The 24,736-nt window shown below is 66.9% G+C and carries 28 protein-coding genes; 10 read left to right on the top strand and 18 right to left on the bottom strand.

Features of this window, described 5'->3' with window-relative positions; translation table 11 throughout:
* The first annotated feature begins 147 nt into the window (after nucleotides 1-147).
* Both upp and ACZ75I_RS07835 read left to right on the top strand, forming a co-directional pair.
* Nucleotides 148-780: a uracil phosphoribosyltransferase gene (gene upp / locus ACZ75I_RS07840; RefSeq protein ID WP_005416149.1), complete on the top strand. Its 633-nt coding sequence runs from the start codon at nucleotides 148-150 to the stop codon at nucleotides 778-780.
* 185 nt (nucleotides 781-965) lie between these two features.
* The gene (locus ACZ75I_RS07835; RefSeq protein ID WP_061477959.1) at nucleotides 966-1,259 is read left to right on the top strand and encodes a PsiF family protein; all 294 of its coding nucleotides are present in this window, start codon (nucleotides 966-968) and stop codon (nucleotides 1,257-1,259) included.
* A 41-nt stretch (nucleotides 1,260-1,300) separates the two neighbouring features.
* On the opposite strand, the gene ACZ75I_RS07830 is transcribed toward ACZ75I_RS07835, so the two are convergent.
* From ACZ75I_RS07830 to rsmD, 6 genes are all read right to left on the bottom strand, one after another.
* Complete coding sequence (locus tag ACZ75I_RS07830) at nucleotides 1,301-2,188, bottom strand: MBL fold metallo-hydrolase (protein WP_346476925.1); 888 nt, start codon at nucleotides 2,186-2,188, stop codon at nucleotides 1,301-1,303.
* 117 nt (nucleotides 2,189-2,305) lie between these two features.
* On the bottom strand, nucleotides 2,306-4,036 hold the full coding sequence (gene ggt / locus ACZ75I_RS07825) for a gamma-glutamyltransferase (protein ID WP_180870322.1): 1,731 nt from the start codon (nucleotides 4,034-4,036) through the stop codon (nucleotides 2,306-2,308).
* Entirely contained in the window at nucleotides 4,033-4,314 is a 282-nt protein-coding gene (locus ACZ75I_RS07820) for a YfhL family 4Fe-4S dicluster ferredoxin (protein WP_004153175.1), read from the bottom strand. The genes ggt and ACZ75I_RS07820 overlap by 4 nt, the downstream gene beginning before the upstream one ends.
* A gap of 132 nt (nucleotides 4,315-4,446) precedes the next feature.
* A complete protein-coding gene (locus tag ACZ75I_RS07815) occupies nucleotides 4,447-4,938 on the bottom strand; it encodes a hypothetical protein (protein WP_004153167.1) in 492 nt (163 codons plus the stop codon).
* A 59-nt stretch (nucleotides 4,939-4,997) separates the two neighbouring features.
* The gene (gene coaD, locus ACZ75I_RS07810; protein WP_005416145.1) at nucleotides 4,998-5,507 is read right to left on the bottom strand and encodes a pantetheine-phosphate adenylyltransferase; all 510 of its coding nucleotides are present in this window, start codon (nucleotides 5,505-5,507) and stop codon (nucleotides 4,998-5,000) included.
* A 26-nt stretch (nucleotides 5,508-5,533) separates the two neighbouring features.
* Entirely contained in the window at nucleotides 5,534-6,112 is a 579-nt protein-coding gene (gene rsmD, locus ACZ75I_RS07805; protein ID WP_242893453.1) for a 16S rRNA (guanine(966)-N(2))-methyltransferase RsmD, read from the bottom strand.
* 621 nt (nucleotides 6,113-6,733) lie between these two features.
* On the opposite strand from rsmD, the gene htpG reads away from it, so the two are divergent.
* Nucleotides 6,734-8,623, top strand: coding sequence for a molecular chaperone HtpG (htpG, locus tag ACZ75I_RS07800; protein ID WP_472958911.1), 1,890 nt, complete (start codon nucleotides 6,734-6,736; stop codon nucleotides 8,621-8,623).
* Nucleotides 8,624-8,752: 129 nt separating this feature from the next.
* Here the strand turns inward: htpG and ACZ75I_RS07795 are convergent, their stop codons facing one another.
* Nucleotides 8,753-9,052, bottom strand: coding sequence for a hypothetical protein (locus ACZ75I_RS07795; RefSeq protein ID WP_061477965.1), 300 nt, complete (start codon nucleotides 9,050-9,052; stop codon nucleotides 8,753-8,755).
* A gap of 129 nt (nucleotides 9,053-9,181) precedes the next feature.
* Between ACZ75I_RS07795 and ftsY the strand changes: the two genes are divergently transcribed.
* From ftsY to ACZ75I_RS07780, 3 genes are all read left to right on the top strand, one after another.
* On the top strand, nucleotides 9,182-10,468 hold the full coding sequence (ftsY, locus tag ACZ75I_RS07790) for a signal recognition particle-docking protein FtsY (protein ID WP_180870314.1): 1,287 nt from the start codon (nucleotides 9,182-9,184) through the stop codon (nucleotides 10,466-10,468).
* A 102-nt stretch (nucleotides 10,469-10,570) separates the two neighbouring features.
* Nucleotides 10,571-11,695, top strand: a complete 1,125-nt coding sequence (gene mutY, locus ACZ75I_RS07785) for an A/G-specific adenine glycosylase (RefSeq protein ID WP_180870311.1) — start codon at nucleotides 10,571-10,573, stop codon at nucleotides 11,693-11,695.
* 5 nt (nucleotides 11,696-11,700) lie between these two features.
* Nucleotides 11,701-11,970, top strand: coding sequence for an oxidative damage protection protein (locus ACZ75I_RS07780; RefSeq protein ID WP_019661206.1), 270 nt, complete (start codon nucleotides 11,701-11,703; stop codon nucleotides 11,968-11,970).
* A gap of 67 nt (nucleotides 11,971-12,037) precedes the next feature.
* Here the strand turns inward: ACZ75I_RS07780 and ACZ75I_RS07775 are convergent, their stop codons facing one another.
* The 10 genes from ACZ75I_RS07775 to ACZ75I_RS07730 form a co-directional block, all read right to left on the bottom strand.
* Nucleotides 12,038-12,487, bottom strand: a complete 450-nt coding sequence (locus tag ACZ75I_RS07775; protein WP_053500546.1) for a DUF6491 family protein — start codon at nucleotides 12,485-12,487, stop codon at nucleotides 12,038-12,040.
* Nucleotides 12,488-12,674: 187 nt separating this feature from the next.
* Nucleotides 12,675-13,388 carry a lipoprotein-releasing ABC transporter ATP-binding protein LolD gene (gene lolD / locus ACZ75I_RS07770; RefSeq protein WP_032954095.1) on the bottom strand — a complete coding sequence of 238 codons (714 nt, stop codon included), beginning with the start codon at nucleotides 13,386-13,388 and terminating at the stop codon, nucleotides 12,675-12,677.
* Nucleotides 13,381-14,622 carry a lipoprotein-releasing ABC transporter permease subunit gene (locus ACZ75I_RS07765; protein ID WP_005416136.1) on the bottom strand — a complete coding sequence of 414 codons (1,242 nt, stop codon included), beginning with the start codon at nucleotides 14,620-14,622 and terminating at the stop codon, nucleotides 13,381-13,383. Before ACZ75I_RS07765 ends, lolD begins: the two co-directional genes overlap by 8 nt.
* Before the next feature lie 23 nt (nucleotides 14,623-14,645).
* Nucleotides 14,646-15,095 (bottom strand): hypothetical protein, encoded by a 450-nt coding sequence (locus tag ACZ75I_RS07760; RefSeq protein WP_061480279.1) that lies wholly within the window; start codon nucleotides 15,093-15,095, stop codon nucleotides 14,646-14,648.
* On the bottom strand, nucleotides 15,046-15,294 hold the full coding sequence (locus ACZ75I_RS07755; RefSeq protein WP_049413478.1) for an FAD assembly factor SdhE: 249 nt from the start codon (nucleotides 15,292-15,294) through the stop codon (nucleotides 15,046-15,048). Before ACZ75I_RS07755 ends, ACZ75I_RS07760 begins: the two co-directional genes overlap by 50 nt.
* Before the next feature lie 98 nt (nucleotides 15,295-15,392).
* Nucleotides 15,393-16,178, bottom strand: a complete 786-nt coding sequence (locus ACZ75I_RS07750; protein ID WP_005409079.1) for a succinate dehydrogenase iron-sulfur subunit — start codon at nucleotides 16,176-16,178, stop codon at nucleotides 15,393-15,395.
* A gap of 66 nt (nucleotides 16,179-16,244) precedes the next feature.
* On the bottom strand, nucleotides 16,245-18,035 hold the full coding sequence (gene sdhA / locus ACZ75I_RS07745) for a succinate dehydrogenase flavoprotein subunit (RefSeq protein ID WP_014036803.1): 1,791 nt from the start codon (nucleotides 18,033-18,035) through the stop codon (nucleotides 16,245-16,247).
* 31 nt (nucleotides 18,036-18,066) lie between these two features.
* Nucleotides 18,067-18,453: a succinate dehydrogenase, hydrophobic membrane anchor protein gene (gene sdhD, locus ACZ75I_RS07740; RefSeq protein WP_005409077.1), complete on the bottom strand. Its 387-nt coding sequence runs from the start codon at nucleotides 18,451-18,453 to the stop codon at nucleotides 18,067-18,069.
* Entirely contained in the window at nucleotides 18,450-18,842 is a 393-nt protein-coding gene (sdhC, locus tag ACZ75I_RS07735; RefSeq protein WP_005416132.1) for a succinate dehydrogenase, cytochrome b556 subunit, read from the bottom strand. The genes sdhD and sdhC overlap by 4 nt, the downstream gene beginning before the upstream one ends.
* A 56-nt stretch (nucleotides 18,843-18,898) precedes the next feature.
* Nucleotides 18,899-19,069, bottom strand: a complete 171-nt coding sequence (locus tag ACZ75I_RS07730; protein ID WP_005409075.1) for a DUF1674 domain-containing protein — start codon at nucleotides 19,067-19,069, stop codon at nucleotides 18,899-18,901.
* Between the two features lie 39 nt (nucleotides 19,070-19,108).
* Here ACZ75I_RS07730 and ygfZ point away from each other — a divergent pair, with 39 nt between their 5' ends.
* Entirely contained in the window at nucleotides 19,109-19,984 is an 876-nt protein-coding gene (gene ygfZ / locus ACZ75I_RS07725; RefSeq protein ID WP_472958910.1) for a CAF17-like 4Fe-4S cluster assembly/insertion protein YgfZ, read from the top strand.
* Between the two features lie 103 nt (nucleotides 19,985-20,087).
* Here ygfZ and ACZ75I_RS07720 read toward each other — a convergent pair whose 3' ends face one another.
* Nucleotides 20,088-21,170 carry an ABC transporter ATP-binding protein gene (locus tag ACZ75I_RS07720; RefSeq protein WP_346477122.1) on the bottom strand — a complete coding sequence of 361 codons (1,083 nt, stop codon included), beginning with the start codon at nucleotides 21,168-21,170 and terminating at the stop codon, nucleotides 20,088-20,090.
* Between the two features lie 352 nt (nucleotides 21,171-21,522).
* On the opposite strand from ACZ75I_RS07720, the gene zwf reads away from it, so the two are divergent.
* Genes zwf through pgl form a run of 3 tightly spaced genes read left to right on the top strand, consistent with a single transcriptional unit; the run spans nucleotide 21,523 to nucleotide 24,682 of the window.
* On the top strand, nucleotides 21,523-22,959 hold the full coding sequence (gene zwf, locus ACZ75I_RS07715; RefSeq protein WP_061480282.1) for a glucose-6-phosphate dehydrogenase: 1,437 nt from the start codon (nucleotides 21,523-21,525) through the stop codon (nucleotides 22,957-22,959).
* A complete protein-coding gene (gene glk, locus ACZ75I_RS07710; RefSeq protein WP_061480283.1) occupies nucleotides 22,956-23,963 on the top strand; it encodes a glucokinase in 1,008 nt (335 codons plus the stop codon). Before zwf ends, glk begins: the two co-directional genes overlap by 4 nt.
* Nucleotides 23,960-24,682 carry a 6-phosphogluconolactonase gene (pgl, locus tag ACZ75I_RS07705; protein ID WP_472958909.1) on the top strand — a complete coding sequence of 241 codons (723 nt, stop codon included), beginning with the start codon at nucleotides 23,960-23,962 and terminating at the stop codon, nucleotides 24,680-24,682. The genes glk and pgl overlap by 4 nt, the downstream gene beginning before the upstream one ends.
* The last annotated feature ends 54 nt before the right edge of the window (nucleotides 24,683-24,736 follow it).

The following is a 24,736-nucleotide window of genomic DNA, read 5'->3' as shown; positions in this document are numbered from 1 at the left end:
GAATGGGTCTGCACGGTATGTCCGCAAGGTTGCATGGCCGTGACATGCGTCTGCACATTTCATGTACAGCGGCCCCGGGCCTGGTTTGGGGTTCGACACGGCAATCCGGCAAAATGGCGGCCTCTCTCCCTATTCCCCTTCCCGACCATGAAGATCGTCGAAGTGCGCCACCCGCTGGTGCAGCACAAGATCGGCCTGATGCGCAACGCTGCGCTCAGCACCAAGGATTTCCGCGAACTGGCCAACGAGCTGGGTACGCTGCTGGCCTACGAGGCCACCGCCGACCTGGATACCGAGCCGCACACCCTGGCCGGCTGGGCCGGCCCGGTGACGGTGCAGCGCATTGCCGGCGCCAAGATCACCGTGGTGCCGATCCTGCGTGCCGGCCTGGGCATGCTCAGCGGCGTGCTGTCGCTGATCCCGGCGGCCCGTGTCAGCGTGGTCGGCCTGCAGCGCGATGAAGAAACCCTGCAGCCGGTGCCCTACTTCGAGCGCCTGACCGGCCGCCTGGAAGAGCGCGACGCACTGATCCTCGACCCGATGCTGGCCACCGGCGGCACGCTGATCGCCACCATCGACATGCTCAAGCGCGCCGGCGCCCGTCGCATCAAGGGCATCTTCCTGGTGGCCGCGCCCGAAGGCATCGAAGCAGTGAAGGCCGTGCACCCGGACGTGGAAATCTACACTGCGGCCATCGATGCCCAGCTCAACGACAAGGGCTACATCCTGCCCGGACTGGGCGACGCGGGTGACCGCATCTTCGGCACCCGCGTCGGCTGATCCGGCGAACCGGGGTCGGATCCCTCTCCGCAGGAGAGGGCTCTGACCCGACAACCGTTCGCGGGCGCGCTTCGCCGCGGCACGTGAACGCCCGTGGACGCGGGTGTGGCCGACGCGTGATTCTTCACGTGGCCTTGCCGGCCGGAGGCGAATGCTCCGCGCACCCGCCACCCTTGGAGCTCGCGATGAAGGCCTCATTCCTGCTGGCCGCCGTCCTGCTGGCCGGCCTGCCCCTGGCTGCCAACGCCACCACCCCGCAGCAGCAACGCATGGCCGAATGCTCGGCCAAGAACAAGGGCTTGAAGGGGGATGCCTACAAGACCGCGCAGAGCTCCTGCCTCAGTGGCCAGGCCGCCGAAACCAAGCCGGTCAATACGCAGCAGGAACGCATGCGCAAGTGCAACGCTGAAGCGGGCGCGAAGAAACTGGCAGGCGATGCGCGCAAGACCTTCATGAGCAGCTGCCTGAAGGCGTCGTAACGACGAGTGATGCAGAGCCGAGCCCACGCTCGGCTCTGCCATTACCCCAGGGCGCGCGCCTTCAGCTCGCCCTGTTCGTGCAGGGTCACGAAACGTCCCTTGTCATCACGGCCCAGCTGCGCCAGCGCCACCTGCGGGTCGTGGGTGAAGAACAGCCGCACGTTGCGCGCCAGCTTGTCTTCAAGGAACTGCCGTTTCTCGTCGATCAGCAATTCGGCATTGCGGTCATAGCCCATGGTGATCGGCACGTGCACCCATGAACGACCTGGGATGAGGTCGGCACAGAACACCACGCCACCGTGCGGATCTTCCCCGGCATGCGCGTGGCCAACGATCTCGGCCAGCATCAGCCCCGGCGTATGCCCATCGCTGTAGCTGAAGCGCACGCTGCGGCCGAGCGCCTTCGAGTACTTGCCATCCACCACTTCCAGGCGGCCACTGGCCTGCAGCAGGCCGGGCAGCTCAGGAATGAAACTGGCCCGATCGCGCGGGTGTGGCTGCACGGCGCGCTGCCAATGCTGCGCACCAACCACATAGGTTGCGTTGGGGAACAGCAGCTCGGGCTCACGCCCTTCGCTCCATGCGGCAAGCAGGCCACCGGCATGATCGAAGTGCAGGTGGCTGAGCACCACCACGTCGATGTCCTCGTGCTCGAAACCCGCTTCGCGCAGTGAATCGATCAGCACGTGCTGGCTTTCCTGCACGCCGTAGCGCTCGCGCATGCGCGGGTCGAAGAACGCACCGATACCGGTTTCAAACAGTACCGTCTTGCCTTCCAGCGGACTGGCAAGCAGCGCACGGCAGGCCAGCTCGATGCGATTGAGCTCGTCCGGAGCCGCCCATTTTTCCCACAACGCACGCGGCGCGTTGCCGAACATCGCGCCGCCGTCCAGGCGCTGCGAGTTTCCAAGAATAGACCAGAGTTTCATGCGTCGATTATCGGCGCCGGACCGTTAAATAATCGCTAGAAAGGAAACAGGAAACCCCGCCGGTTGGCGGGGTCCTGGTGATCTGCGGATTGCCGGCCAGTGGCCGGCACCACCACATCAGTGGGCCGGCACGACCTGGGCACTGCCCACCGGATTGCGCGGGTCGCTGCCACCGAACAGCTTGTTCGCCTTGCGGTCCCATTCCACGGTCTGCAGGTTGCCCCACACGTGGCTGGAACCGCGACCGCCGGCGGCGACATTGCCCGGCAGGTCGATCCTGTGGCCCATCGCCTGCAGCTGCTTCACCGTCGCCGCGTCGAACGCATCGTCCTCGGCTTCGATCAGGTCCGGCAGCCACTGGTGGTGGTAGCGCGGCAGCGCGGCAACCTGCTGCGCGTCCAGGCCGGCGTCGTAGCCGAGGATGCCCAGCAGCACCATGGTGATGATGCGGCTGCCACCCGGGGTGCCCAGCACGATCACCTTGTCGCTGTTTTCCATGAAGGTCGGCGTCATCGAGCTGAGCATGCGCTTGCCCGGCTTCGGCGCATTGGCCTCGTAGCCCATCACGCCGAAGGCATTGGGCGTACCCGGCTTCAGCGCGAAATCGTCCATCTCGTTGTTCAGCAGCACGCCGGTGCCCTTGGGAATGAGCCCCGAGCCGTACAGCAGGTTGACGGTCTGGGTGGCGCCGACGCGGTTGCCGTCGCGGTCGATGATCGAGAAGTGCGTGGTCTCGTCGTCTTCCAGCGGCGTCGGGTTGCCCGACAGCAGGTCGCTGGGCGTGGCCTTTTCCGGATGGATGGTCGCGCGCAGGCCCTGTGCGTAGTCCTTGCTGGTCAGCACCTTCTGCGGGATCTGCACGAAGTCCGGATCGCCGAGGAAGAACGTACGGTCGCGGTAGGCACGGCGCATCGACTCCACCACCAGATGGGTACGGTGCGCCGGATCCATCTTCCTGATGTCCCAGCCTTCCAGGATCTGCAGCATGCTGGCCAGCGCGATGCCACCGGACGACGGCGGCGGCGCGGTGGTGATCTTCCAGCCGTTGTAGTTGAACACGATCGGCTCGCGCTGCTTCACGCGATAGCCGGCCAGCTCTTCGGCGGTCCACTTGCCACCGGCCTGCTTGACGCCCGCCAGCAACAGCTTTCCGGTCTGGCCCTTGTAGAAGCCGTCGAAACCTCCAGCGGCCAGGCGCTCCAGCGTCTGCGCCAGCTCCGGCTGCTTGAACAGGTCACCGCTGGCGATCGGCTTGCCGTTGCGCAGATAGACTTCACGCGTGCCGGGATAGCGCTCCATCACTTCACGGCGCGACGCGTAGCCCTTGGCCATGCGGTCGTACACCGGGAAGCCTTCGCGTGCGATGCGGATCGCCGGCTGCAGCGAGGCCGACAACGGCAGCTTGCCGTGCCGGGCCGACAGTTCGACCAGCGCCGCAGGCAGGCCGGGAATACCCGCCGACCAGGCACCGTTGACCGAGCGGTCGCGGTCGAGGTTGCCCTGCTTGTCGAGGAAGGCCTGCGGCGTGGCCGCCGCCGGCGCGGTCTCGCGCGCGTCCAGCATCACGTCCTTGCCGGTAGCCGCGTCATGCAGCAGGAAGAAGCCCCCACCGCCCAGACCGGAACTGATCGGCTCGACCACCGCCAGCGTGGACGACACCGCCACCGCAGCATCGAAGGCGTTGCCGCCCTGCGCCAGGATGTCGATACCGGCCTGGGTGGCCAGCGCGTGGCCGCTGGCAATGGCTGCGCCGTCGGGGCGCTCGGCACGGGCCGGGCTGTCGGCCCAGGCGATCGGACTCAGCAGCAGGCCGAGCAGCAACAGGGGGCGGACGATCAGCGTCTTCATTCGGATGGGGGCTCCGCATAGAGTTCGGGGTGATCGTGCTGCAGTTGGCGCAGCTTGGCCAGCAGCTGGTCTTCCGTTTCCACGATCTCCGGATCCGGGTCGATGCACTCGACCGGGCAGACGACCACGCACTGTGGCTCGTCGAAATGACCCACGCATTCGGTGCAGCGCGCAGGGTCGATCACGTAGATGGTTTCACCCATCGCAATGGCCTGGTTCGGGCAGGCCGGCTCGCAGACGTCGCAGTTGACGCAGAGCTCGTTGATTTTCAGCGACATGGCGATACTCCTCGCCCGCGCCTTGGGACAAAGGACCGGCCAGCGCGGGCGCGCGGGCCGGTCAGGTCATCAGCGGCACCCTTGCGGGGCGCCGCCCGGGCCATGCCGGGGCATGGCCGCCATGGCTCGGTATTACTTGGCTTCGACGAAAATGTACTCGGCGCCGGTCGGCTGGATCGCCGCCTGCACGCGGGCGTTGTCGGCCGACTGGCCGATGAAGACGACGCGCACGCCCTTCATCGAATCCGGCGACACGTCCTTGAACACGGCCTGGATCATGTCAGCCATCTTGCCCGAGGCCGACGAACCGAAGGCCAGCATGTTGCCCGGCTGCACGCCACGGGCCACGGCCTGGGTCGCGCTCTCGGTCTGGCGCTCGTACTTGGCCTGGAAGTCCGGGTCCGATTCCGGGGAGAGGTAGTACAGGAACGGGCTGTTGGTGATGTTGCCCATGTTCTGGATCGCCACTTCCTGCAGGTACTTCTTCCAGCCGGCATCGTCGTCCTTGGACGGAGCGACCAGGGCCTGCTTGGCCTCGTCGACCGGAGCGGCCTCTTCCTTCTTGCAGGCGGTGAAGGCCAGGGCCAACGAAGCGATCAGCATCGCGCGCATGGTGGTGTTCATGGATTTCCTCCCGGAATGGTGCGTGGTGTTGTACGTGATGGGGTGCAGGTACGGCGGGCTTACGACTGTGCCGCCTTCGCTTCGCGGACCTTGCGCAGGGCTTCGAGCACCGCGGCCGGCACGAAACCGGACACGTCGCCGCCCAGGCGCGCGATCTCGCGGACCAGCGAGGACGAAATGAAGCTGTGCTGCTCGGCCGGGGTCAGGAACAGGGTCTCGACCTCGGGAATCAGGTGGCGGTTCATGCTGGCCATCTGGAATTCGTACTCGAAGTCGGACACCGCGCGCAGGCCGCGCAGCAGCACCCCGCCCTGGACCGAACGTACGAAATGGGCCAGCAGGGTATCGAAGCCGATGACTTCGACATTGCCATGGTGGGCCAGGGCGCCACGCGCCAGCTGCACGCGCTGTTCCAGCGGCAGCGCCGGGCCCTTCGACGGGCTCTGCGCCACGCCGACCACGACCTTTTCGAACAGCGGCGCGGCCCGGCTCACAAGGTCGATGTGACCGTTGGTGATCGGGTCGAACGTGCCGGGATAGACGGCGATGCGGCGGTTGGCCACGGTCATGGGCGGTAGCAGATGTTCAGATGAGGTCAAAGTGTAGCAGTGGCACGGCGGTACAGGGCAAAGCGCACCTCACGGGTGCCGCCCTCACGGTGGAGCAGCCAGCCCTGCGGCAGCACCGGCACGTGGCCGGCCGGCGACTCCAGGTACAGCCAGGCGTCGGCGGTCAGGTGCCGCGGCAGCTGGGCCAGCACGTCCTGCCACAGGCCATCGGCGAATGGCGGGTCGATGAACACCAGATCGGCCTGCTGCGCGGGCGCACCCTGCAGCCAGCGCAGGGCATCGGCCTGCACGACGCTGATCTGGTCGCTGGCCTGCAGCTTGGCCACGGCGGCGGTCAGGTTGCGTCCCAGCTGCGCATCGCGCTCGACCAGGGTGGCGTGGGCGGCACCGCGCGAGACCGCTTCCAGGCCCAATGCGCCGCTGCCGGCGAACAGGTCCAGCACACGGGCCCCGCCGAGCTTGGGCATCAGCCAGTTGAACAGGGTTTCGCGCACACGATCGCTGCTGGGCCGCAGTCCCGGCAGGGTCGGCACCGGCAGGCGGGTATTGCGCCAGCGACCGCCGATGATGCGGACCTGGCCGTCATTGCCCCCGCGGCCGCTCACCGGCGCCCCCGGCGGGGTTCATTCGAGAAATTCAGCATGAGCGGGATTGTAGTTCGGCCGGGCGGCGCCCGGGGACGCGCCAACGCATGCGCGCTGTCGCTCCCACGCTTCGCTGCGCGAAACGCGGGCCCCAGTTACCAGCTTCCACACCCCCGCCGCTTCGCGGCCGCCCCCTGACTCAGGGGGCTCCACCCCAGACGCGATCCGATGCTCGACATGCAGGCGGGGTCAGATCCGTTTTCCTGCGGAAAACGGATCTGACCCCATTGGATGTATCGATATCTGACAGATGTGCCGACCAACGGTCGGCACCTACCAACAGCCGAGTGAACCTGTCAGAGGCGGGGCGGTGTGGGTTGGCAGGACCGTTGGCGCCATGGATGGCGCCATCGAGCCCCCATGGACGGGTTTACGGCGTGTCCTGCCAACCCACACCACCCCGCCATCCCACGTAATACCCGCTGTTGCTGTTGCTTCGCCTGTTGCTGTTGCTGTTGCTTCGGCCTCTGCAGGTGCAGGGCTGCAAGCCCTGCCGACCAACCCCTTGATTTCGGGACAATCATCCCTACCCCTTGGCGAGGCCGCACGCGCTGGCGCGGCATTGCACATGGAGCCCTATCGATGACCGAGACCACCCAGACCGAAACCCTTGGCTTCCAGACCGAAGTCAAGCAGCTGCTGCAGCTGATGATCCACTCGCTGTACTCCAACAAGGAAATCTTCCTGCGCGAGCTGGTCTCCAACGCTGCCGACGCCGCCGACAAGCTGCACTTCGAGGCCCTGACCCAGCCGGCGCTGCTGGAAGGCGACAGCGAGCTGCGCGTGCGCGTCAGCTTCGACGCCGCCGCCCACACCATCACCATCGAAGACAACGGCATTGGCATGAGCCGCGCCGAAGCCATCGCCCACCTCGGCACCATCGCCAAGTCCGGCACCGGCGACTTCCTGCGGCAGCTGTCCGGCGACCAGAAGAAGGATTCGCAGCTGATCGGCCAGTTCGGCGTCGGCTTCTACAGCGCCTTCATCGTCGCCGACGAAGTGGAAGTGACCTCGCGCCGCGCCGGCCTGGCTGCAGCCGAAGGCGTGCGCTGGACCTCGCGTGGCGAAGGCGATTTCGAAGTGGCCACCGTCGACAAGGGCGAGCGCGGTACCCGCATCGTGCTGCACCTGAAGGAAGGCGAGCACGACTTCGCCGATGGCTGGCGCCTGCGCAGCATCCTCAAGAAGTACTCGGACCATATCGGTCTGCCGATCCAGATGCCGAAGGAAGGTGAAGAAGGCGCCGCCGTCGAGTGGGAGACCGTCAACCGCGCCAGCGCGCTGTGGACCCGCCCGCGCACCGAGATCAGCGACGCCGAGTACACCGAGTTCTACAAGCACGTAGCGCACGACCATAGCGACCCGCTGGCGTGGAGCCACAACAAGGTCGAGGGCAAGCTGGAGTACACCTCGCTGCTGTACGTGCCCGGCCGCGCGCCGTTCGACCTGTACCACCGCGATGCGCCCAAGGGCCTGAAACTGTACGTGCAGCGCGTGTTCGTGATGGACCAGGCCGAGCAGTTCCTGCCGCTGTACCTGCGCTTCATCAAGGGCGTGGTCGATTCCAACGACCTGTCGCTGAACGTCTCGCGCGAGATCCTGCAGTCCGGCCCGGTCATCGATTCGATGAAATCGGCGCTGACCAAGCGTTCGCTGGACATGCTGGAGAAGCTGGCCACCGACAAGCCCGAGCAATACGCCACGTTCTGGAAGGAGTTCGGCCAGGTGCTGAAGGAAGGCCCGGCCGAGGACTACAACAACCGCGAGAAGGTGGCCGGCCTGCTGCGCTTCGCCTCCACCCGCGGCGACGGCGATGCGCAGAGCGTGTCGCTGGCCGATTACATCGGCCGCATGACCGAAGGCCAGGACAAGATCTACTACCTCACCGGCGAGAGCTACAGCCAGGTACGCAACAGCCCGCACCTGGAAGTGTTCCGCAAGAAGGGCGTGGAAGTGCTGCTGCTGACCGACCGCATCGACGAGTGGCTGATGGGCTACCTGACCGATTTCGACGGTAAGGGCTTCGTCGACATCGCCCGTGGCGATCTCGACCTGGGCGCACTGGAAACCGATGCGGACAAGCAGGCACAGGAAGCTGCAGCAAAGGACAAGCAGGGCCTGGTCGAGCGGCTCAAGACGGTCCTGGGTGACGAAGTGGCCGAGGTGCGCGTGTCGCACCGCCTGACCGATTCGCCGGCGGTGCTGGCCATCGGCGAGCAGGACCTGGGCCTGCAGATGCGCCAGATCCTGGAAGCCAGCGGGCAGAAGGTGCCGGACAGCAAGCCGGTGCTGGAGATCAACCCGGGCCATCCGCTGATCGCCAAGCTCGACGCCGAAGCCGATGGCGCGCGCTTCGACGACCTCGGCCGGGTGCTGTTCGACCAGGCCGCACTGGCCGCCGGTGACAGCCTGAAGGACCCGGGCGCCTACGTGGCGCGCCTGAACAAACTGCTGCTGGAGCTGTCGGCCTGATCGAGGCGGTGGTCGCCGGGCATGGCCCGGCGGTGCCTTGGTAGAGGCCAACCTTGGTTGGCGCCCCAAAAGCGTGCCAACCAAGGTTGGCACCCACCAGGGGCGGCGGTTCGCGCCTGCGGAGGGGGTTCAGGCTTCGCGATCCAGCAGCGAGCCCAGCATCTGGTCCTGGCGGCGGATCACCGAGGCATTGGCGGCGAAGGCCACTACCTCGGCTTTCGCCGCCAGCAGATCTCCCAGCGGTGCACCGACATCGGCGCCGGCGGCAGTCACCGAGGCCTGCACCCCGCCCTGTCCAGTGGCACCGCGCTGCAACTGCAGGCGCTGCGCATCGGGGGTCGCCAGATTGGCCACGTTGTGCGCTGCCACCTGCACGCCCTGCTGGGCCGCACGCATGCCGCCTAGGGCGATTCCCATCACGTTGTTCATGGCGGTCTCCGGGCCGCTCCGCGCAACCCTCCGGACCGGTTAGCGGCCGGCCGGCCGCGACCTTGAGTCCACATCGGCCCGACAGGCCCGAGTGGTAGCATATCCCTCTGATTTCAGCGCCTTTTGCCAATGCTCAGTTTTTTCCGCCGCAAGAAGCCCCAGGATGCCCCCACCACGGAGGCGCCCAAGACCCAGCACTACTCGGCTGAAGAGCTGGCGGCGGCGTTCCCGTCGGCCGCCCCGGCCGAAGACGCACCCACCGCCGCGGTGGTCGAAGCCAAGGCACCGGAACCGGCCACCGTCGCCGTACAGGCCCCCGTCGCCGAAGTGCCTGCCGTGCCAGCTGCGCAGCAGGCCACCGCGTCCGAGGACGTCCAGGCTGAAGCGCTCGCTGCGGCCGCTGTGCTGGCCCCTCTGGCTCCGGTCATTCCGGTCGAGGAACCAACCGCCCCGGCCACCGACCTGCCGGCGCTGGTGGATGCCCCGCCGGCGCCCGCCGGCAAGCCCGGCTGGCGCGAACGCCTGCGCAACAGCGTCATCGCGCGCAGCTTCGGCGGCCTGTTCTCGCGCAACCCCAAGCTCGACGACGATCTGCTGGACGAGCTGGAAACCGCCCTGATCACCGCCGACGTCGGCGTGGGCGCCACGACCGATCTGGTCGAGGGCCTGCGCAAGCGCATGAAGTCGCGCGAGTTCGCCGACGCCAATGCGCTGCTGGCCGCGCTGCGCGCCGAGCTGATCGCGATCCTGCAGCCGGTGGCCAAGCCGCTGGTGATCGACCGCAACGCCAAGCCCTTCGTGGTGCTCACCGTCGGCGTCAACGGCGTCGGCAAGACCACCACCATCGGCAAGCTGGCCAAGCGCTTCAAGGATGACGGCCACAGCCTGATGCTGGCTGCCGGCGATACCTTCCGCGCCGCCGCCGTGGCCCAGCTGCAGGCCTGGGGCGAGCGCAACGGCGTGGCCGTGGTCGCGCAGGGGCAGAACGCCGATGCCGCTTCGGTGGCATTCGACGCGCTGCAGGCCGGCAAGGCCCGCGGCACGTCGGTGCTGATCGCCGATACCGCCGGCCGCCTGCACACCCAGTCCGGGCTGATGAACGAGCTGGGCAAGATCCGCCGCGTGCTCGGCAAGATCGACCCCACCGCCCCGCACGAAGTGCTGATGGTGATCGACGGCACCACCGGCCAGAACGCGCTGTCGCAGCTGCGCCAGTTCAATGCCGCAGTGAACGTGACCGGCCTGGTGGTGACCAAGCTGGACGGCACCGCCAAGGGCGGCGTGGTGTTCGCACTGGCCCGCGAGTTCGGCATTCCGATCCGCTTCGCCGGCATTGGCGAGCGCCCGGAAGACCTGCGCGTGTTCGACCCGGAAGCCTTCGTCGACGCCCTGCTGCCCGAAGCATTGGGCGCCTGATAGATCGCGCAGCCACCGCAATCTGGTGCAGCCACCCATGGGTGGCTCCACCAGGGCGAATCAGAGCCACCCCATGGGTGGCTGCCTCCTTCCGGAACACTCATGCCCCGCCAGCCGCACGCAAGCGCCGACACTACCCAGGAAGACGACTTCGTCGCCCGCCTGCTGCACTGGTTCGACGACCACGGTCGCCATGACCTGCCCTGGCAGCACCCGCGCAGCCCCCATCGGGTCTGGCTGTCGGAAATCATGCTGCAGCAGACCCAGGTGGCTACGGTCATCCCGTACTTCCAGCGGTTCCTGCAGCACTTCCCGACCCTGCCCGACCTCGCTGCCGCCAGCAATGACGCAGTGATGGCGCAGTGGGCCGGGCTCGGCTACTACGCCCGTGCACGCAATCTGCATGCCGCGGCAAAGCGCTGCGTGGAACTGCACGACGGCGACCTGCCGCGCGACTTCGATGCATTGCATGCCCTGCCCGGCATCGGCCGCAGCACCGCCGGTGCGATCCTCAGCCAGGCCTGGAACGAGCGGTTCGCGATTCTCGACGGCAACGTCAAGCGCGTGCTCAGCCGCTACCACGGCATCGACGGCTTTCCCGGCCTGCCGGCCATCGAGAAACAACTGTGGGCGATTGCCGAGGCGCACGTCGCGCAGGTGCCGGCCGGGCGCATGGCCGATTACACCCAGGCGCAGATGGACCTGGGCGCGACGGTATGCAGCCGGGCCAAGCCGGCCTGCGTGATCTGCCCGCTGCAGGACGCATGCGTGGCGCGGCGCGAAGGCCGCACCGCTGAACTGCCCACGCCCAAGCCCAGCAAGACCCTGCCCGAACGCGAAGCAGTTGCACTGCTGCTGCGCGACGCCCAGCAGCGCGTGCTGCTGCAGAAGCGGCCGGACACCGGCATCTGGGCGCAGCTGTGGACGCTGCCGCAGGCCGAGACCGGCAGCGACCTGCAGGACTGGTTCGACGCACATGTCGACGGCTCGCTGGAAGATGCGGAGGAACTGCCGGTGCTGCAGCACACCTTCAGCCACTACAGGCTGCACCTGCAGGTATTGTCACGGAAGGTGCGCGGCCTGCGCGTGGAAGAACCCACGCTGCGCTGGGTCGCCAACGACGAGCTACCCGCATTGGGCCTGCCGGCACCGATCCGCAAACTGCTCGACGGCGCCACGATCAAGACGCCGAAACGAAATTCCAGCAAACCCCGCAACCACGAGTGAGTGCCATGCCCCGAACCGTCTTCTGCCAGTACGAACAACGCGATGCCGAGGGCCTGGACTTCGTGCCCTACCCCGGCGAGCTGGGCCAGCGCATCTTCAACAACATCGGCAAGCAGGCCTGGGCCGCGTGGCTGGCCCACCAGACCATGCTGATCAACGAGAACCGGCTGTCGCCGCGCACGCCGGAACATCGTGCGTTCCTTGAAGGCGAACTGGTCAAGTTCCTGTTCGAGAAGGACGCAGAGAAGCCGGCTGGCTTCGTTCCGGAAGCCTGACCTGCCGGTAGCGCCGGGCCATGCCCGGCGTCCAGGCATCCGCCGGGCATGGCCCGGCGCTACCCGTTTATTTCCCGGATTCCTCGCGCTCCTGCACCTGCGCCTGTCGCAGCTCCTGTTCGGACGCACGCAGGGCCTTCACGTCCAGCTTGCGGATGCTGTTGATGAAGCACGGCAGGCGCGGGCCGCCGGTGGGGTCGCGCACCAGCACCTTGTCGAAGCGCGACGACACGCGGCCCATGCTGCTGGTCAGGCCGATGGCGGTCGCATATGGCAGGTCCTGGCAGGGGCCATTCAACTCCAGCAGATAGGCTTCGCTGGGACGGGTCCACACCGCCAGCGCACTGTCGCCCAGCTCGGTCCAGCCATTGAGGCTGCCAAAGAACTGCATGTCATTCTGCGGCGCGCCGGCGTGGGCACGGTACAGATCCAGTTTCTCGGTACTGCTGAGCCGGCCGGTGGTCGCACAGGCGGCCAGTGCCAGGCAGAGCCCAGCCATCAGGATCGGGGTCTTCATGGCGATCTCCTCGGGGAACTGTCGCCATCATGCGCCCGGGCTGGCAACGCCGGCGCGACGGCTCGCGCCCCATTCAGCCGCCGGTCGGCGGCTACTGGCCGGACCACGGTAGACGCCAACCTTGGTTGGCGCTTGCCCTGCAGGAGCAGCCACCCAAGGCCGGCCTCTACCAAAGCGGTCCCAGCGCTCAGACGTCGGCGTGGGCCAGTGCGTGCAGGCGCCCTTCGCGCAGCTCCAGCACCCGGTCCAGGCGCCGTGCCAGGCTGCGGTCGTGGGTCACCAGCACCAGGCTGGTATGACGCGCGCGGTTGAGTTCCAGCATCAGCTCGAACACGGTGCCGGCGGTGCGGTCATCCAGGTTACCGGTCGGCTCGTCGCCGAGTACGCAGGCCGGATGATTGACCAGCGCGCGCGCCACTGCGGCACGTTGGCGTTCGCCGCCGGACAGCTCGCCCGGCTTGTGGTCCAGGCGATGGCCGAGGCCGACCGCTTCCAGCAGCGTGGTGGCCCGGCTGCTCGCCTCGGCCACGGCGGTGCCGGCCAGCAGCACCGGCATCATCACGTTCTCCAGCGCGGTGAACTCCGGCAGCAGGTGATGGAACTGGTAGACGAAGCCCAGCGCCTGGTTGCGCAGCAGGCCGCGCGCGGTATCCGACAGCGCCGACATGCGCTGGCCGGTCACATACACTTCGCCGGCAGTCGGAATGTCCAGGCCGCCCAGCAGGTGCAGCAGCGTGCTCTTGCCGGCACCGGAGGCACCGATGATCGCCACCGTCTCGCCAGCAGTCACGGTCAGGTCCAGCCCATCGAACACCGGGGTCTGCATGCGTCCTTCGGCATAGGTCTTGCCCAGCGCTTCGGCGCGGATCACTTCATCGCCGCGGTTGACGACCTTATTCATAACGCAGGGCCTCCGCCGGCTGGGTGCGTGCTGCCCGCCAGGCGGGATACAGGGTGGCCAGGAAGCTCATCAGCAGCGCGACCACGGTGATCGCCACCACGTCGCCGGTCTGCATGTCGGTCGGCAGGCCGGTGATGTAATAGACATCCTCCGGCAGCAGCTTGACGTTGAACACGCTCTCGATGGCGCCGAGGATGCGCTCCAGGTTGAGGGTCAGGGTGATGCCACCGATCAGGCCGGCCAGCGTGCCGAAGATGCCGATCAACGAGCCCTGCACCATGAACACCTGCATCACCCCGCCCGGGGTCAGGCCCAGGGTGCGCAGGATGGCAATGTCGGCCTGCTTGTCGGTCACCAGCATCACCTGCGAGGACACCAGGTTGAAGGCCCCCATGGCGATGATCAGCGACAGCAGGATGCCCATCACCACCTTCTCCATGCGCAGCGAGTGGTAGAGGTTGGCGTTCTGCTGCGTCCAGTCACTCACGCGGTAGGCACCGCCGAGGCTCTGCGCCAGGTCCACGCCCACTTCCAGCGAACGGTCCATGTCGTGCAGTTTCAGCCGCACGCCGGTGGCGCCGTCACTGCGCAGAACACGCTCGAGGTCCTGCATGTTGGCGAAGCCGACGCCGCGATCGACCTCGTTGTACCCGGCCTCGAAGATGCCGCTGACGGTGAAGCGCTTCATCCGTGGCACCGCACCGGCCGGCGTGCCCTGCACTTCGGCAAAGGTCACCAGCACCTGGTCGCCAACGTCCACGCCCAGCCAGATCGCCAGCTCCTTGCCCAGCAGCAGGTTGAAGCTGCCCGGCTTGAGGCTGTCATAGCTGCCCTTGGTGACCTTCCTGTCGATCACCGAGACGTTCGGCTCCAGCGCCGGATCGATGCCCTGGATGATCGCGCCCTGCACGCGCGGGCCGCTGATCATCGACTGGATCTCGATGTACGGCGCGGCACCCGCCACGCGCGGATCCTTGCGGGCAACATCAACCACCCGCATCCAGTCCGGCATCGGCTCGCCGTCGCGGCTGATGGTGGTATGGGCGGTCATCTGCAGCAGGCGGCTGCGGATTTCCTTCTGGAAACCGCTCATCACCGCCAGGGTGGTGATCAGCACCGTAACGCCGAGCGCGATGCCCAGGATCGATGCCATCGAGATGAAGGAAATGAAGCCGTTGCGGCGCTTGGCGCGCAGGTAGCGCAGGCCGATGGCCACGGGAATGGGTTTGAACATGCAGGCACGCCGGTCAATTCAGCTTATGGTGCCATTGACCGGGGCCGACGGGAAACGCTGCGTGTGGCCACGGCCAGTCGCAGTTCACGTCGCTGCCCTGAATCGAGCACATCCGGCCAGAACAGCAGGCGCCGGCGGCGCCGATCCTCACGCCACAGCAACAACAACCATGGGCCACGCACCACCAGCCGTGGCGTATCGACGTCCCGTCCGGCCACCTGCAATGCCTCGGGAAGCGGAGGCAGAAGCACCTGCACGCGCGGCCTGCGCTGGCGCCAGGCCAGTTCGGCCAAGCCGACGCCCCAGGCCAGCAGCAGCGCGGGCATCAGCAGCCGCGCAGGCAGATCCGAGGCGCGCAACAACCAGGGGGAGGCCAGCAGCACCGCCAACTGGGCGGCGGCCTGCAGCCGCGAGGGGCGCCACTCAAGGCTTGAGGGCGAGGATCTTCTGCATGAGGGGGATCGCGTGCGCATGCGGGCAGGCCTCATAGCCCATGAACCAGCGCCACAACTTATCGTCCTCGCAGTCGAGCAGGAACAGGAAAACCTCGCGCTCTCCGGTCGGTGCAGTGCTCCACTCACGGTCCAGGTAGCGGCCGAACAGCTGGTCCAGTTCGCGCATGCCGCGGCGGCAGCGCCAGCGCAGCTTCTTCAGCAGGACATCGTCTTCCATCGTGCTTCTCCAGATACAGCAAAGCCACGCATGGCGTGGCTCTACTGAGTGGCGCAGCCTCGCGTGACGTGGCTCCACCGGGTACTGCCAGGCCTGTATCAGGCGCGGCGCTCCATCATCAGCTTCTTGATCTCGGCGATCGCCAGCGCCGGGTTCAGGCCCTTCGGGCAGGTCCGGGCGCAGTTCATGATGGTATGGCAGCGGTACAGCTTGAACGGATCTTCCAGATCGTCCAGGCGCGCACCGGTGTCCTCATCGCGCGAGTCGATGATCCAGCGGTAGGCCTGCAGCAGGATTGCCGGGCCCAGGTAACGCTCGCCGTTCCACCAGTAGCTCGGGCAGCTGGTCGAGCAGCAGGCGCACAGGATGCACTCGTACAGGCCGTCGAGCTTCTTGCGGTCTTCCGGCGACTGCAGGCGCTCGCGGTCCGGCGGTGCCGGGGTCTGGGTGCGGATCCACGGCTTGATCGAGGCGTACTGCGCGTAGAAGTGGGTCAGGTCCGGAACCAGATCCTTGACCACGTTCATGTGCGGCAGCGGGTAGATCGGCACTTCCTTCTTGCCGCAGTCCGAGATGGCTCGGGTGCAGGCCAGGGTGTTGGTGCCGTCGATGTTCATCGCGCACGAACCACAGATACCTTCGCGGCAGGAACGGCGGAAGGTCAGGGTCGGGTCGATCTCGTTCTTGATCTTGATCAGGGCGTCCAGGACCATCGGGCCACAGGCGTCCAGATCGACTTCATAGGTATCGGTGCGCGGGTTGCTGTCGTCGTCCGGACTCCAGCGGTAGATCTTGAAGGTGCGCACATTCTTGCCGCCGTTCTTGACGGGGAAGTGCTTGCCCTTCGTGATCTTGGAATTCTTGGGGAGTGAAAACTCGGCCATGGCTGCTCTCGTTGGCTCAGGCGGCCCGCGCCCGTGGGCGCGGATTGCATGGTAGGCGGGGTCGGATCAGTACACGCGCGGCTTCGGCGGCACCACGGACACGTCGTCGGTCAACGTGTACATGTGCACCGGACGGTAGTCGAAGCTGCACTTGCCCTTCTCGTCGACGCTGACCAGGGTGTGCTTCTGCCAGTTGACGTCGTCGCGGTCCGGATAGTCCTCGTGCGCATGCGCACCACGGCTTTCCTTGCGCTGTTCGGCCGAGTTGATCGTCGCCACCGCGTTGAGCAGCAGGTTGTTCAGCTCGTAGGTCTCGATCAGGTCCGAGTTCCAGACCAGCGAACGGTCGGAGACCTTCACGTCCTGGAACGAGTCGAAGATCTTGTCCATCTTCTCGCAGCCTTCCTTCAGCGTCTGGCTGGTGCGGAAGACGGCCGCGTCGGCCTGCATGGTGCGCTGCATGCGATCGCGGATGACCGAGGTCGGGGTATCGCCGTTGGCGTGGCGCAGCTTGTCCAGCAGGCCCAGCGCCTTGTCGCAGGCATCGGCCGGCAGCGGCTTGTGCGCGGCACCCGGCTTGATGGTCTCGGCGCAGCGGTTGGCCACCGCACGGCCGAACACCACCAGGTCGAGCAGCGAGTTCGAGCCCAGGCGGTTGGCGCCGTGCACGGACACGCAGGCCGCTTCGCCGATGGCGTACAGGCCCGGCACCACGGCGTTGTCGTTGTCGCCGACCTTCTGCACCACTTCACCGTGGTAGTTGGTCGGGATGCCGCCCATGTTGTAGTGCACGGTCGGAATGACCGGGATCGGCTGCTTGTGCACGTCGACGCCGGCGAAGATGCGGGCGCTCTCGGCGATGCCCGGCAGCTTCTCGTCGATCACGCCCGGGCCGAGGTGGGTCAGGTCGAGCAGGATGTGGTCCTTGTGCTCGCCGACGCCGCGGCCTTCGCGGATCTCGATGGTCATCGAACGGCTGACCACGTCGCGCGAGGCCAGATCCTTGTAGTGCGGTGCATAGCGCTCCATGAAGCGCTCGCCGCTGCTGTTGCGCAGGATGCCGCCTTCACCGCGGACACCCTCGGTGATCAGGCAGCCGGCGCCGTAGATGCCGGTCGGGTGGAACTGCACGAACTCCATGTCCTGCATGGCGATGCCGGCACGCATGGCCAGGCCGCCACCGTCGCCGGTGCAGGTGTGCGCCGAGGTGGCGCTGAAGTAGGCACGGCCGTAGCCGCCGGTGGCCAGCACCACGCCCTGGGCGCGGAACAGGTGCAGCGTGCCATCGGACATGTCCAGGGCCAGCACGCCGCGGCAGGCGCCTTCGTCGTCGAAGATCAGGTCGAGCGCGAAGTACTCGATCATGAAGCGCGCATCGTGCTTCAGCGACTGCTGGTACAGGGTATGCAGCATCGCGTGGCCGGTACGGTCGGCCGCCGCGCAGGTACGCTGCGCCGCCGGGCCTTCGCCGTACTTGGTGGTCATGCCACCGAACGGACGCTGGTAGATCTTGCCTTCGGCGGTGCGCGAGAACGGCACGCCGTAGTGTTCCAGTTCGATGATGGCCGGGATGGCCTCACGGCACATGTACTCGATGGCGTCCTGGTCGCCCAGCCAGTCCGACCCCTTGATGGTGTCGAAGAAGTGGTAGCGCCAGTCGTCCTCGCCCATGTTGCCGAGTGCGGCCGAAATACCGCCCTGGGCGGCAACGGTGTGCGAACGGGTCGGGAAGACCTTGGTCAGGCACACGGTCTGCAGGCCCTTGGCGGCCAGGCCGAACGTGGCGCGCAGGCCGGCACCGCCGGCGCCGACCACGACCATGTCGTACTTGTGTTCGGTGATCTTGTAAGCGGACATCTAATCTGGATTCCTGTGTAGGTGCCTGGGCTCAGGCAACGCCGAGGGCGATGCGGCCCACCGCAAACACACTGACGATCATGCCGAGCACGGCGACGAACTTCACCGCGGTCTGCAGCACCAGGGCCAGCAGCGATTCGTGGATGTAGTCTTCCAGCACGACCTGCATGCCGAGCTGCGCGTGCCAGAACATGGCGATCAGCAGGCCGATCAACGGCACTGCATTCCACGGCTTGGCCACGGCGGCGGCGGCGGTCGCGTAATCCGAGCCCAGCAGGCCCAGCACGAAGACCAGGAACCAGATGCCCAGCACCACCAGCGCGGCGGCGGTCAGGCGCTGGTGCACGAAGTGCTCGGTGCCGGTCTTGGCCGAGCCCAGGCCGCGCACGTTCTTCAGCGGGGTACGGAACTTGCTCACGCGGCACCTCCGAACATCACATAGGCCCACACCAGCAGGGTGATCACCAGGCTGCCGATGACCGACAGCCAGCTGCTGCGGATGAAGGCAGGGATGCTGAAGCCGATGGCGAAGTCCTGCACCACATGGCGGATGCCATTGCACAGGTGATAGGCGAACGACCATGTCCACGCGAACAGGAACACGCGGCCATACCAGGCCCCGGCATGGCCGGTGAAGCAGTTCCAGGACTCGGGCCCCATCATCAGGGCCAGCAGGCCGGCAGCGATGATGAGGGCACCAACAGACAGAAAGATGCCGGTGGCTCGATGCAGGATCGAGGTGGCCATCTGAATCTGCCAGCGATACACCTGAAGGTGCGGGGAAAGTGGGCGTTGTCTGGTCGCCATTCGCTGGGCTCGTTGTCTCGGCTGGGCGGCACGCGGCCGCGTTGGCTCAATGCTGATCAGAAATCGATGCAGCGTCCGTTTTTCTCCCAATCGCCATACCGCACCGGATCAAGTCCGCCGCGGCCGCCGAATTCCTCTGCTTTTTCCTGTTCCACGGGCACGGGTGCCGCGGGGACCAGCGGGGCTTCAGATTCGTCGTCGGGAGTGGGGGTTGTTTGGCCTATCATGTTCGGTCTCGCAACGCACAAATTTTAGACCTCGTTCACGTGCCTGACAACCTGCCCCCTGCTTTCGTCGGATATCCGCGCCTGCCCGGCCACCAGCTGCTGAGCCTGCAGGGCCCGGATGCGGCCACCTTCGCCCACGCCCAGTTCAGCAGCGACGTCACCGCGCTGCCCCTGCTGCACTGGCAGTGGAGCACCTGGCTGAGTGCCAAGGGCCGCACCCTGGCAGTGTTCCAGCTGCTCCGGCTGGCCGACGATCACGTGATGCTGGTGCTGGCCGACGGCGATGCCGATGCGATTGCGTCGCAACTGCAGCGCTTCGTGTTCCGCCGAAAGGTGAAGGTGCAGGTGCGCAGCGATCTGGCGGTGGCCGGCGCGTTCACCGCACCCGAGGCCGCCAGTGTCGCCGCGATTGCGCAGACCGCAGGTGACGGTTGGGAGCTGGACCTGGGCAGCGACGCCTTGCCGCGGACCCTGCGCATCGGGGCGACGGATGCCGTTGCATCCGGCAGCGAAATCGATGAAGCCGCCTTCGCCCTCGCCTGGCGCCAGGCCGACCTGCGCTACGGATTGCCGCGCTTGGACGAAAGCCAGCGCGAAGTGTGGACCCCGCAGCAGCTGGGCCTGGACCGCCTGAATGGCTACAGCGTGAAGAAAGGCTGCTACCCGGGCCAGGAAATCGTCGCCCGCACCCATTTCCTCGGCAAGGCCAAGCGCGCGGTGCAGCTGCTGCATACCGCGGCACCGGCACAGGCCGGCGATGGCGTGCTGCAGGACGGCGCGACGCTGGGCACGGTCGCCAGCGTGGCCGGCAACCTGGCGCTGGCGGTGCTGCCGCTGGAAGCCAGTGACGCCGACCTGCAGGTGGGTGGTGCGGTGGCGCAGCGTGTGCCGCTACTGGATGGATTGGCGCGCTGAGGTTCACGCCGGGCACGGCCCGGCGCTACCGCCGCCATGGTGGGTGCGGACCGTTGGTCCGCACCGCAACGAAGCAGCCGAGCGTGGGCTCGGCTCTACAGCGTCAGAGGCGCTCGCCGGTTTCCGGGTTGAAGAAGTGCAGTCCCTGCGGATGGATCGCCACGCGGATCTGCTCGCCCACTGCTGGCAGCGACTGCGGTGCCACGCGCATGGTCAGCGCATGCTGGCCACTGCTGAGGTTGACGAAGATCTCGTTGCCGACCGGTTCGATGCCCTCAATGCGCGCGATGAACGCGTGCGCATCATCGGCAGCAGCCGGTTGCAGGTGCTCCGGGCGCACGCCCACCGCGATCGGTTTCTGCAGCCATGCCGGATCGATCGTGGCCTGGCCCAGCGGTGCACGCCATTCGCCGTCGATCACGCTCACGCCGCCGGCATCGCCCTGCAGCGTGCCACGCAGCACGTTCATCGCCGGGCTGCCGAGGAAACCGGCCACGAACAGGTTGGCCGGGCGATCGTACAGCGCCATCGGCGTATCGATCTGCTGGATGATGCCGTCCTTCAGCACCACGATGCGCTGGCCCAGGGTCATCGCTTCGACCTGGTCGTGCGTCACGTAGATCATGGTGGTGCCCAGCTTGCGGTGCAGCTGCGCGATCTCGGTACGCACGCTGTGCCGCAGCTTGGCGTCGAGGTTGGACAGCGGCTCGTCGAGCAGGAACACCGCCGGCTCGCGCACCAGCGCCCGGCCCAGTGCCACGCGCTGACGCTGGCCACCGGACATCGCCTTGGGCAGCTTGTCCATCATCTCGGTCAGGCCCAGCGTCTGCGCCGCTTCGGCGATGCGCTTGTCGATGGTCGCCTTGTCATGCCCGCGCAGCTTCAGGCCGAAGGCCAGGTTCTCGGCCACGGTCATGTGCGGGTACAACGCGTAGCTCTGGAACACCATGGCGATGTCGCGATCCTTCGGCGCCACGTCGTTGACCACGCGATCACCGATGGTCAGCGTGCCGCCGCTGATCTCTTCCAGGCCCGCCACCATCCGCAACAGGGTCGACTTGCCACAGCCGGACGGACCGACCAGCACCATCAGCTCGCCATCGGCGACCTCGAAGCTGGCGTCCTTCACCGCGACCTGGCCGTTGTCATAGACCTTGCGCACACCCTGCAACTGCACTTTTGCCATATCACCTATCCGGTCCGCCCGAAGCCGGGCTGTCTTTTGGGACTGCCTCGGCCCTCCCGATGGCAGTGATGATTGCGCGCTTGCGGCATGACGGCGAGCACTGCAATCGAATACAGTTGCCCATTCTGCCATGTAAACGTTTTCACGTGGCACTATCCGATGATCGGTGCGCACCGATCTGCGTCGGCGGTGGAACGAAGCTTCCGCCGGGGCAGTGGTTTCGAATGGAACGGTCTCCCGCTACCCCGGAGATCGCCCCTGACGAACCTCGGACAGGCAGTTGCGCGGATGTCCCCCGAACCCAGCCATGAAGCGATTGACAACGATGTCACCCGGATCTGAAACTCGAGCGATGCACGACACCCTCTTCCTGTTCGGTGCCACAGGTGATCTGGCCCAGCGCTACCTGTTCCCTTCGCTGCTTCGCCTGCTTGGCGACGGCCTGCTGCCGGAGGACTTCCGCATCCGCGCACTGGCCCTGTCCGGGCATGACACCGAAGCCTTCCATGACATCCTGCGGCCGCGCCTGCAGCAGGCCATGCCGATGGCCACGCAGGACGACATCGCTGCCCTGCTGCGCCGCATCGACTACCGTTCGGTGGACCTGCGCGACGTCGACTCGGTTGCCGCTGCGGTCTCCGACCTGGTGCACCGCAAGTGCGTCAGCTACCTCGCCATTCCGCCGGGCCTGTACATTTCCACCTGCGAAGGCCTGGCCAAGGGCGGCGCCCTCGCCGCGCCGGCACGCCTGATGCTGGAGAAGCCGATCGGCAGCGACAGCCAGAGCGCCGAGGAAATCATCAGCACCATCGGCCAGTGGATCGACGAGGACCGCGTGTTCCGCCTCGACCACTACCTGGGCAAGGCGGCAGTGCAGAACCTGATCGCGCTGCGCTTCGGCAATACGCTGCTGGAAGCGGTGTGGAACCGCAACTACATCGAATCGGTGCACATCCTGGTGGCCGAGAGCGAAGGCGTGGATGGCCGTGACGCCTACTATGCCCGCTCCGGCGCGCTGCGCGACATGGTGCAGAGCCACATCCTGCAGCTGCTGTGCATGGTGGCGATGGAGCCGCCGGCGTCGCTGGAGGCCGACCGCATCCGCGACGAGAAGGTCAAGGTGCTGCGCGCCCTTCGCCCGCTCGACGCGAAGCACGCCGCGCGTGACAGCATCCGCGGCCGCTACACCGCCGGCACCATCAACGGCCAGCCGGCGCAGGCTTACCAGCCGCCGGAAGGCAGCGACGTGGAAACCTTCGCCGGTGTCACCGCGCATATCGACAACTGGCGCTGGAGCGGCGTGCCGTTCCATCTGGTCACCGGCAAGCGCCTGCCCGAGCGCACCACCCGCGTGGTGGTCACGCTGAAGCCGGTCACCCATTGGCTGTTCGAGCGCCCGCAGCGCGCGCAGGCCGCACCGAACCGCCTGGTGTTCCAGCTGCAGCCGCAGGAAAACATCGAACTGGGCCTGATGAGCAGCCTGGCCGGCCCGGAATGGGGCGCGCTGGAACTGCATCCGCTGGAACTGGAACTGTCGGTGCCAACCGGCCTGCATCGCCGCATCGCTTACGAGCGCCTGTTCCTGGACGCCTTCAATGGCAATCACACGCTGTTCGTACGCGACGACGAAGTGCGTGCAGCGTGGGCCTGGATCGACAGCGTGGCCGACGCCTGGAAGGACGCCAAGCTGCCGCTGGAACCCTACCCCGCCGGCCAATGGGGCCCGAGCAATGCCGGCGAGTTCCTGCCGCAGGGCGTGGACGCACCGGACAGTGGAGCGTCGGCATGAGGGCCAGTTCGCAGCCGGTGCTGGTGGCCGACATCGGTGGCACCAATGCCCGCTTCGCCCTGGCTGACACCTCGCAGGACGCACCTCTGCAGAAGGACAGCATCCGCGAGTACGCGGTGACGGAGTTCCCTTCGCTGGGTGATGCCGCGCGCCACCATCTGGAACAGATCGGTGCCACCGCAAGCCGCGGCGTGTTCGCAGTGGCCGGTCGCGTTGATGGTGATGAAGCACGCATCACCAACCATCCGTGGGTGATCTCGCGCAGCCGCACCGCAGCGATGCTCGGTTTCGACGAACTGCACCTGATCAACGACTTTGCCGCACAGGCGATGGCGATCTCGCTGCTGCAGCCCGAGGACGTGGTCCAGGTCGGCGGTGCCGCCTGGGTACCGGGCAAGCCGGGCCAGCCGCGCAACTACGCAGTGATCGGGCCGGGTACCGGCCTCGGCGTGGGCGGCCTGATCATGCGCCACGGCCGCTGCTACCCGCTGGAAACCGAAGGCGGCCATGTCAGTTTCCCGCCGGGAACCCCGGAAGAGATCCGCATCCTCGAGATCCTGTCCGAACAGTTCGGCCGCGTCTCCAACGAGCGCCTGATCTGTGGCCCCGGCCTGGTCAACATCCACCGCGCCGTGTGCGAGATGGCCGGTATCGACCCGGGCCAGCTGCAGCCGGTGGACGTGACCGCCCGCGCCCTGCACGGTGATCCGCAGGCAATGCGCACCGTGGACGTGTTCTGCGCCGTGTTCGGCGCCATCGCCGGTGACCTGGTGCTCACCCAGGGCGCCTGGGATGGCGTGTTCCTGACCGGCGGCCTGACCCCGAAGATGCTCGATTCGCTGCAGCACTCCGGTTTCCGCCAGCGCTTCGAACACAAGGGCCGCTTCTCCTCGATCATGGCGCGCGTGCCCTCATTGGCAGTGATGCATCCCCACGCCGGATTGCTGGGCGCCGCCGCCTATGCCACCGACGCCGAACGTGACGCACCAGGAGTTGCCGCATGAACCCCAGCTTCCACGACGATCGCATCGAGTTCATCCAGCACGGCGACGCCGACGGCTGGATCGAAGCGGTGTCCGCTGAGATGGCACGCACCCTCAACCACGACATCAATGAAGTGGGCCGCGCCCGCATCCTGCTGTCCGGCGGCACCACGCCGGCCCCGGTCTACCAGGCGCTGGCCGAACTGGACGTGCACTGGGACCGGGTTGAAGTGAGCCTGGCCGACGAGCGCTGGCTGTCGCCGCAGGATCGCGACAGCAACGCCTGGCTGGTGCGCGAGCACCTGCTCAAGCGTACCGAGGGCGCCCACTTCGATCCGCTGGTACGGATCGGCAAGCCACTGCCCGAATGCGTGTACACCGCCAACCTGCAGGCGCAGCACAGCCAGCCGCCGAGCCTGGTAGCGCTGGGCATGGGCAACGACGGGCACACCGCCTCGCTGTTCCCGGGCTCGAAAGACCTCGCACGCGCACTGGAAAGCACCCTGCCCTACGCCGCGCTGGATGCCACTGGCTGCCCAGGCGCGAACCAGTGGCCGCTGCGCATCACGCTGACCCCGCACGGCCTGCGCCAGTGCCGCCAGCGCCTGTTGCTGCTGCGCGGCAAGCAGAAGCTGCAGGTACTGCGCCAGGCGCTGGACAGCAACGATGCCCAGCAGTATCCGATCCTCAATGCGATCAACCTGGAAGGCGCGCGCCTGCGCGTCCACTGGGCTGATTGATGTCGGCGGCGGCGCCGTGCCGCCGCTTGCCTCTCGCCACCACGAACGCCGGTA

It is taken from the genome of Stenotrophomonas sp. X (assembly GCF_055721025.1).
This window is presented reverse-complemented; position numbering and strand designations above follow the sequence as displayed.